Source organism: Streptomyces glaucescens, assembly GCF_002154375.1.
Classification (GTDB): Bacteria; Actinomycetota; Actinomycetes; order Streptomycetales; family Streptomycetaceae; genus Streptomyces; species Streptomyces glaucescens.
The window spans coordinates 1-6,813 of sequence record NZ_MUND01000619.1 but is presented as its reverse complement, the minus strand read 5'-3'; the positions used below and the strand labels follow the sequence as shown (position 1 = coordinate 6,813).

The 6,813-nt window shown below is 73.8% G+C and carries 7 protein-coding genes and 1 pseudogene; 2 read left to right on the top strand and 6 right to left on the bottom strand.

Annotation, left to right across the window (positions count from 1 at the left end):
- From CCN42_RS33230 to CCN42_RS33215, 4 genes and pseudogenes are all read right to left on the bottom strand, one after another.
- Positions 1–372: pseudogene (locus tag CCN42_RS33230) on the bottom strand (hypothetical protein); the annotation flags it as partial.
- A gap of 128 nt (positions 373–500) precedes the next feature.
- The gene (locus tag CCN42_RS33225; protein ID WP_086741132.1) at positions 501–1,175 is read right to left on the bottom strand and encodes a response regulator; all 675 of its coding nucleotides are present in this window, start codon (positions 1,173–1,175) and stop codon (positions 501–503) included.
- A complete protein-coding gene (macS, locus tag CCN42_RS33220; RefSeq protein ID WP_086741131.1) occupies positions 1,172–2,389 on the bottom strand; it encodes a MacS family sensor histidine kinase in 1,218 nt (405 codons plus the stop codon). The genes CCN42_RS33225 and macS overlap by 4 nt, the downstream gene beginning before the upstream one ends.
- Positions 2,390–2,434: 45 nt before the next feature.
- Positions 2,435–3,211, bottom strand: a complete 777-nt coding sequence (locus tag CCN42_RS33215) for a lysophospholipid acyltransferase family protein (protein ID WP_086741130.1) — start codon at positions 3,209–3,211, stop codon at positions 2,435–2,437.
- Between the two features lie 188 nt (positions 3,212–3,399).
- Here CCN42_RS33215 and CCN42_RS33210 point away from each other — a divergent pair, with 188 nt between their 5' ends.
- Complete coding sequence (locus CCN42_RS33210; protein WP_086741129.1) at positions 3,400–4,185, top strand: alpha/beta hydrolase; 786 nt, start codon at positions 3,400–3,402, stop codon at positions 4,183–4,185.
- On the top strand, positions 4,178–4,840 hold the full coding sequence (locus CCN42_RS33205) for a hypothetical protein (RefSeq protein ID WP_086741128.1): 663 nt from the start codon (positions 4,178–4,180) through the stop codon (positions 4,838–4,840). The genes CCN42_RS33210 and CCN42_RS33205 overlap by 8 nt, the downstream gene beginning before the upstream one ends.
- A gap of 28 nt (positions 4,841–4,868) precedes the next feature.
- Here CCN42_RS33205 and CCN42_RS33200 read toward each other — a convergent pair whose 3' ends face one another.
- Both CCN42_RS33200 and CCN42_RS33195 read right to left on the bottom strand, forming a co-directional pair.
- Positions 4,869–5,627, bottom strand: coding sequence for an endonuclease/exonuclease/phosphatase family protein (locus CCN42_RS33200; protein WP_086741127.1), 759 nt, complete (start codon positions 5,625–5,627; stop codon positions 4,869–4,871).
- A gap of 67 nt (positions 5,628–5,694) precedes the next feature.
- Positions 5,695–6,648, bottom strand: coding sequence for an ROK family glucokinase (locus CCN42_RS33195; protein WP_043500127.1), 954 nt, complete (start codon positions 6,646–6,648; stop codon positions 5,695–5,697).
- Between the last annotated feature and the right edge of the window lie 165 nt (positions 6,649–6,813).

Sequence of the window (6,813 nt, the reverse complement as noted above, 5' to 3'; positions counted from 1 at the left end):
GTCGGGGGTGGCGGCGGCGCGGGCGCGGGCCGCGAGTCCGGCGGCGAGGCTGCCGGCGGTGCGCGCGGTGGCGTCGTCGACCTCGGCCGACGGGTCGACGAAGGGGCGCAGGGCCGGGGGAACGGTCACCCGCTCGGCGCGGTGCAGGACCGCGGAGGCGAGGAGGGCGGCCGAGAGTTCCGGCGCGTCCTCGCCGCCGCCGGCCGCCGCCTGCACCGCCGCCGCGGACAGGGCGGCCAGCGGGCCCGCGTCGGCGGGCGGCGGGGGCGGCAGGTCCCTGCCGTCGCGTAACGCGGGCCAGACGCCGCGCAGCGCCGGCTCGTGCCGCTCCAGCAGACCGCGCAGTCCCCGCGTGTTCCACCAGCCCGCCATGACTCCCCCGTCCCTCGGCACGGTCGGCGTCCCGTCACCCGGAGAACACCCCGGCCCCCTCGCGGAGTTCCGGCTTCACGCTCTCTTGCCTGGTTCCCCTCGGCCGGCGGGTGCCGCCCGCCGTGGCGCTACTCCTCGTCGAGGCCGCGCTCTATGGCGTACCGCACCAGCTCCACCCGGTTGTGCAGCTGGAGCTTGCCGAGGGTGTTCTGGACGTGGTTCTGCACCGTGCGGTGGGAGATGACCAGGCGTTCGGCGATCTGCTTGTAGCTCAGGCCCTTGGCGACCAGGCGCAGCACCTCGGTCTCCCGCTCGGTGAGGCGGGGCGCTCCCGGCTGGTCGGTGTCGGGCGTCGGCGCGGGCTCGGATGCCAGCCTGCGGTACTCGCCGAGGACCAGGCCCGCGAGGCCCGGGGTGAACACGGGGTCGCCGACGGCCGTGCGGCGCACCGCGTCCAGCAGTTCCTCGGTGGACGCCGACTTCAGCAGATAGCCGGTCGCGCCGGACTTCACCGCCTCCAGGACGTCGGCGTGCTCCCCGCTCGCGGACAGCACCAGCACGCGCAGCGCGGGGTCGGCGGCGACGACCTCCTTGCAGACCTGGACGCCCGGCTTGGCGGGCAGGTTCAGGTCGAGGACGAGCACGTCGGGGGCGGCGGCCCTGGCGCGGCGTACCGCCTGCTCGCCGTCGCCCGCGGTGGCGACCACGTCGAAACCGGACTCGGCCAGATCGCGGGCGACGGCGTCGCGCCACATCGGATGGTCGTCGACCACCATGACCTTGATCGCCTGCTGCTCGCTCATCGCTTCCCCCGTGCCATCGGTTCGCTCTTCGGGACCTTCAGTTCGACCTCGGTGCCCTGTCCGGGTGTGGAGATCAGCTCGGCGCTGCCGCCCAGGTCGCGCAGCCGGCCCCGGATGGACAGGGCGACGCCCATCCGCCCCTCGCCCTCGGCCTGCGCCAGACGTCCCTCCGGGATGCCGGGCCCGTCGTCGCGGACGGTGACGATCACCTCGCCGGGCTCGTCCTCGATGAGGATCCACGCGTGGGCGTGCTCCCCGGCGTGCCGCTCGACGTTGTCCAGGGCGGCGCCGACGGCCGCGGCCAGCTCCCGGGCGGCGTTCGCCGGCAGGGTGACCGGGGCGCCGGGCTCCGCGACATGGATCCGGGCGCCCGCGTACGGCAGGAGCAGGCCGCGCAGGTCGACGGGCCCGTCGGCGTCTTCCGGCTCCTCCACGGCCCGGACGACCGCGCCCTGGGCGGTGTCCTCGGAGACCCGGGAGACGGGGACCAGCCCGCCGGAGACCAGGGTGCGCAGCGCCACCTCCTGCTCGCCGGCCAGCCGGCCCAGCTCGGCCGCCTCGCCGCCGAGGGCGGCACCGCGGCGCTTCACCATGGCCAGCACCTGGAGCACGCTGTCGTGGATGTCCCGGGCGAGCCGCTCCCGCTCCCGGGTCGCGGCCTCGATCTCCAGGGCGCGGGCGAGGGTGCGCTCGGAGGCGCGGGCGACCTCGACGACGTAGCCGATGGCGATGGAGGCGACCCAGACCAGGATCACGTTGTGGACGGTGTCGCGGGCCGGGGCGCCGCGTTCGATCAGGTTGGCGACGGCGACCGCGGTGGAGGCGAGGGCCGCCCACCGCCAGCCGCCCTTGATGGCGAAGGCCAGGACGGAGCCGGCGGTCCATATCGACGGCAGGGTGGGGCCGCCGTCGACGATCCGCTCGTGGGCGTCGGCCGCGATGGTGAGCAGGATGCCGGTGACGGCGATGGTCAGGTCGACGGCGAGGAAGCGCTTGGTGCAGGCGGCCTCGCTCGCGACCCTGGGGAGGGTCGCCAGCGTCCAGCCGGCCAGGACGACGTAGTAGCCGATCGCGATCCAGGGGCGCGGGAACTCGCCGTAGGCGGTGCAGAACAGGCCGATCGCATACAGCATGGTCAGCACCCGGAAGCCGGCGAGCGCACGCCACAGCGGCTGCTCGACCGACATCCTCATGACTCTCTCGCGCTTGGCCATGTCCCCACCCCCCGGCCCGGACGGACGCGTCCGGGCCCCGGACCGTCACCGGTCCGTCTGCTCCCGGTGTGCCTTCTCCTTGTCGGCCTGCTCCTTCTCGGCCTGGGCGAGCGCGGCCCTGGCCGCCTTCGCCGCCTCCTTCTCGGCCTTGGCCGCCTCCGCGATCTGCCGCTTCGCGGCGGTCGCGTACATGTCGACGTACTCCTGGCCGGAGAGCTTCATGATCTCGTACATGACCTCGTCGGTCACCGCGCGGAGCACGAAACGGTCGTGCTCCATGCCCTGGTAGCGGCTGAAGTCGAGGGGCTTGCCGATGCGGATGCCGGGCCGCATCACCTTGGGGACGACCTTGCCGGGCGGCTGGATCTTCTCCGTGTCGATCATGGCGACCGGGATGACGGGCGCGCCGGTGGCGAGCGCCACGCGCGCGAGGCCGCCGGGCTTGCCCCGGTAGAGCCGGCCGTCGGGCGAGCGGGTGCCCTCGGGGTAGATGCCGAACAGCTCGCCGCGCTCGATCACCTCGATGCCGCTCTTGATGGCCGCCTCACCCGCGCCGCGCGCGCCGGAGCGGTCCACCGGGAGCTGGCCGACGCCCTTGAAGAACGCGGCGGTCAGCCGGCCCTTCACTCCGGGGGTGGTGAAGTACTCGGCCTTCGCGATGAAGGTGACCTTCCGGTCGAGCACCGCGGGCAGGAAGAACGAGTCCGAGAAGGACAGGTGATTGCTCGCGAGGATCGCGGGGCCCTCGGCGGGAACGTTCTCCAGGCCCTCCACCCAGGGCCTGAAGACGAGCTTCAGCGAACCCCCGACGGTGACCTTCATCGCGCCGTACAACAACCGAGTGCCTCCTGTGTCTGTGGATCAGACCTTAACCCGGAGGCCGGACCGGGCACGCCCCGAGTACCCGACGGCCCTGGTCGGTGTCAGTGCGGTCGCGTACGGTGAAGCCACACCCGCACTCTGCTTCACGCCCGTTCCGACGCAACCCTGAGATGAACAGGAGACCGAAGGTGCCGGTCCTCCCCGGAGCCGAGCCGTACCGCCACGAGGGCGGAGAGGTCGGCGTCCTGCTCTGCCACGGCTTCACCGGTTCCCCGCAGTCGCTGCGCCCCTGGGCGGAGCACCTCGCCGGGCACGGCCTGACCGTCTCCCTGCCGCTGCTCCCCGGGCACGGCACCCGCTGGGAGGACATGCAGCTCACCGGCTGGCCGGACTGGTATGCGGAGGTGGACCGCGAGCTGCACGCCCTGCGCGCGCGCTGTTCGCGGGTGTTCGTGGCCGGGCTGTCCATGGGCGGCGCCCTCGCGCTGCGGCTCGCGGCCCGGCACGGCGACGCGATCGGCGGTGTGGTCGTCGTCAACCCGGCGAACAAGGTGCACGGCCTGTCCGCGTACGCCCTGCCGGTCGCCCGTCACCTGGTCCGCACGACCCGGGGCATCGCCAGCGACATCGCCAAGCCGGGCAGCGTGGAGATCGGCTACGACCGGGTGCCGCTGCACGCCGCGCACTCCCTGCGGGCCTTCTTCCGGGTCGTCGACCGCGAGCTGCCCCAGGTCACCCAGCCGCTGCTGCTGCTGCGCAGCCCGCAGGACCATGTGGTGCCGCCCGCCGACTCGGCCCGCGTGCTCAGCCGGGTCTCGTCCACCGACGTGACCGAGCTGCTGCTGGAACAGAGCTACCACGTGGCGACGTTGGACTATGACGCGGACCGGATCTTCCAGGAAAGCCTGGCGTTCATCGGCCGGCTCGCACCCGGTGTCGGCGTCGGCAACGAAGGGACGGCCGCAGGTGGCTGAGCACGGCTCGGAGCGCGAGGACCGCGAGGAACGCGAGGACCGCGAGCACGCGGAGGCACGGCAGGGCGGCGCGGGCCGTCCGGGCGGCGACGGCGGTGAGCAGTCGGTGCCGTTCGACGAGGAGGCCGCCTGGGCCGCGATCGTGGCCGGGTACGGCGAGGAGCCGCCGGACCCGCCGGGCGCCAAGCCGTTCAAGTCGGTGGAGGACCTGGCCCTGCTGGAGACCGAGACGAACGACGGCGAGGGGGGCGAGGCGCCGCGGAACGAGCCGCCGAAGAAGGGGGCGCCGAAGAAGGAGACGCCGAAGCCGCTGGGCAGCTCCGTCTCCTTCGCCCCCGGCGTGGGCACCGGCCCCCGTGACTACTCGGTGGCCGAGCCGGCCGAGGAGGACTTCGACGGCGACGACGAGGGCCACTTCGTCCCGCCGGAGCCGCCCCCGCTGCCCGCCGCCGACGCGACCGCGAAGTTCGCCTGGCTCGCGGTGATCGGCGGCCCGGTGCTGCTTCTGCTGGCGGTCCTGCTGGGCTGGGACATGACGTGGTGGCTCACCGCCCTCGGCATCGGCGGCTTCCTGGGCGGCTTCGCCACGCTGGTGATGCGGATGCGCCCGGACGACGAGGAGGACGACGACCCGGGCCGCGGCGCCGTCGTCTGACCCTCAGCCCGCGGGCACCCTGATGGCCTCAGCCCGCGGGCACCCTGAGGGCGGCCAGGACCGGAAGGTGGTCCGTGGCCGCTCTCAGATCGTCCTCGCGGACCCCCGGATGACCGAGGGGCACCCCGCAGCCCAGCACCTCGACGCCCTTGGTCGCGAAGATCGCGTCGATCCGCTGGTGCGGGGCGGCCGGCGTGGAGGTGAACTCGCCGCCCCAGGGGGCGGTCGCCCAGCAGTCCTGGAGATCGGCGGCCAGCCGCCGGAAGGTCCGGCCGTCGGGCCGCTCGTTGATGTCGCCGCCCACGACCACGTGCTCCACGCCCATCCCCGCGAGCCGGTCGAGGACCATGCCGCCCTGCTCGTGGCGCTCGTCCTGCTGCAGGCTGAGGTGGCAGCTCACCACGCCCAGCCGGGCGCCCCCGAAGCGCACCACGGCGGTCGCGAGGCCGCGCCGGTGCAGTCCCGGGGTGAGCGGCAGCAGCACGTCCTCGGTGCGCTCGACCGTGGCCCGCAGGGAGCAGAGCAGCGCGGGCCCGGCGGCCGTGCCGCCACCCGAGAGCATCACCAGGTCGGCGGCGCGGGCGAGCCGGGCCAGCTTCTTGCGCCAGCGGAAGAACCGGGGCGCCTCCTGCACCAGCACGAGGTCCGGGGCGCAGGCGGAGATCACCCGGGCGAGGGCGTCGGTGTCGTCCCGCAGCGACCTCACGTTGTAACCGAGCACGCGGACGACGGCGGAACCGTCGGCTTCGGTCGTGGAGTTGGGCAGCTGGGGCGGCGTCGTCTCCATGCGGATCAAGATACGCCTGTGCCCGCCGCCCCCGAGGGGAACGACGGGCACCGTACCCGTGCGGGTGTCACATGATCGGGTCGGGCTCCCTGGCCAGGTCGGCGGCGCCGACCAGGCCCGCCTTGTTGCCCAGCTGCGCGGCGATCACATCGGCGACCGGGCGCCAGTTGCCGCCCACCAGCCAGCGCTTGTACGACTTGCGGATCGGGTCCAGCACCAGCTCGCCCTCGTCCGACAGGCCGCCGCCGACGATGAACGCGGACGGGTCGAACAGCGAGGCCAGGTCGGCGAGACCGGCGCCCGCCCAGCGGGCCAGCTCGCGGTACGAGTCCACGGCGACCGGGTCGCCCTGGCGGGCGGCCATGGAGATGTGCTTGCCCTCGATGCCGTCCGGGGTGCCGTCGCCGAGGCCGAGCAGCACCTCGGCGCGCTCGGGGGTGGCGTTGGCGCGCTGCTTGGCGTACCGGACCAGGGCGCGGCCGGAGGCGTACTGCTCCCAGCAGCCCTGCGAGCCGCACCCGCACAGCAGGCCGTCCGGCACCATCCGGATGTGGCCGAACTCGGCGGCCACGCCGAAGTGGCCGCGGCGCAGCTTGTTGCCGATGATGATGCCGCCGCCGAGGCCGGTGCCGAGGGTGATGCAGATGACGTTGCGGTGGCCCTTGCCCGCGCCGAACTTGTACTCGCCCCAGGCGGCCGCGTTGGCGTCGTTCTCCACGACGACCGGAAGGCCCACGCGGGCCTCGACCTTCTCCTTCAGCGGCTCGTTGCGCCAGTCGATGTTGGGCGCGAAGTAGACCTCGGAGCGCTGACGGTTGACGTAGCCGGCGGCGCCGATGCCCACGCCGACGATGTCGTGGCCGGCGCGCGCACCCTCCACCGCCGAGGCGATCGCGTCCACGATGCCCTCGGGCGTGCCCGGGGTCGGCACCTTGTGGGTCGAGAGGATGTTGCCTTCCTCGTCGACCACGCCGGCCGCGATCTTCGTGCCGCCGATGTCGACGCCGATGGTGAGTCCCATGAATCCCTCAGTTTCGGTCGAGCCCCGCTACGGCCAACCGTACCCGAGGGGCCTGCCGTCAGGTCCCGTCGTCCGCCCGCTGGGCAGGGGGGAAGCCGGCGGCAGAGCCTTCGGGACGGGTCAGTCGAGGTCGATGCGCTGCCCCGGGCCGGTGCCCTCGCCGGG

Bases quoted from the DNA above. Each gene is read 5' to 3' on its own strand.
- CCN42_RS33225 (WP_086741132.1), bottom strand. From the start codon at position 1,175: ATGAGCGAGCAGCAGGCGATCAAGGTCATGGTGGTCGACGACCATCCG.
- macS (WP_086741131.1), bottom strand. From the start codon at position 2,389: ATGGCCAAGCGCGAGAGAGTCATGAGGATGTCGGTCGAGCAGCCGCTG.
- CCN42_RS33215 (WP_086741130.1), bottom strand. From the start codon at position 3,211: ATGAAGGTCACCGTCGGGGGTTCGCTGAAGCTCGTCTTCAGGCCCTGG.
- CCN42_RS33200 (WP_086741127.1), bottom strand. From the start codon at position 5,627: ATGGAGACGACGCCGCCCCAGCTGCCCAACTCCACGACCGAAGCCGAC.
- CCN42_RS33195 (WP_043500127.1), bottom strand. From the start codon at position 6,648: ATGGGACTCACCATCGGCGTCGACATCGGCGGCACGAAGATCGCGGCC.